Genomic DNA, 971 nt, shown 5'->3' with positions numbered 1-971 from the left:
GCGCTGGAACTACTCGCCGACCGGCCGGCGGGCGAGGCCCGCGACCGCCAGGAGTTGGCGCTGTGCGAGTCCCAGCTGTCGCCTCTGGCCAGCCTGCACGGCTATGCGGCGCCGCGGGTCGGGGCGGCCATCGAGCGCAGCGTCGCCCTCGGCGAGCGTCTCGGCGAGACGACAGAGGCCGCCCGTGGCCGGGCCGCCCTCTGCTGGCACCGCTTCGTCCGGGGGCGGATGCAGGAGGCCGTCGCCCTGGGAGAGGGGCTGGCCTCCCCGACGGCGCCGGCCGGCTGGCACGCCCAGGCCCTGGCGCTGCCGCTGTTCGCCCTGGGCCGCCACCGCGAGGCGCTGGCCCGCCTCGAGCGGCTCGGCGAGGCGCCGGATGCCGACGACCGCTCGCTGTTCGGCTTCCGCGCCGGGGTGCTGCTGCACGGCGCCCGGGCCCATCTCCACTGGCTGCTGGGCCAGCGCGAGGCCGCGACGACGAGCGCCGCCGAGGCGCTCCGGCTGGCCGACGCCTCCGGCCATCCCTTCGAGGCGGCGATCGCCCACGGCTACGCGGCGATCACCCACCATCTGCTCGGTGACCCCGAGGCCACCGACGAACACGCCGCCCGGGTACGGCGCCTGAGCACCCGCTACGGCTTCGCCTACTACGGCGAGTGGGGGCGCATCCTGGCCGGCCGCCTGACCGGCGGGGCGACGGGCGAAGCCCTCATCCGCCAGGGTATCGAGCGGCTGCGCCAGCAGCATGCCGGCGCCCGCCTGCCGTTCTGGCTGGCCCTGCTGGCTGAGGTGCTCGCCGCGACCGGCCGTTCCGAGGAGGCCCTCCGGGTCCTGGGCGAGGCGCGGACCTGGGCCGAGGCCCGGGGCGACCGCTGGTGGCTGGCCGAGCTGTGGCGGCTGGCGGCCGTCCTCGGGCCAAGCGAAGCGGCCGGCGCCGGCCTCCGCCAGGCCCTGGCCACGGCCACCGAGCA

At 77.9% G+C, this 971-nt stretch carries 1 pseudogene; it reads left to right on the top strand.

Annotated features, from left to right (window positions below):
- A pseudogene (locus tag J5F18_RS10705) lies at positions 1–971 on the top strand (hypothetical protein); the annotation flags it as partial.

The organism is Halomonas sp. BM-2019 (genome assembly GCF_017584085.1).
The sequence above is the reverse complement of the archived record's forward strand: the minus strand, read 5'-3'. Positions and strand labels throughout refer to the sequence as shown.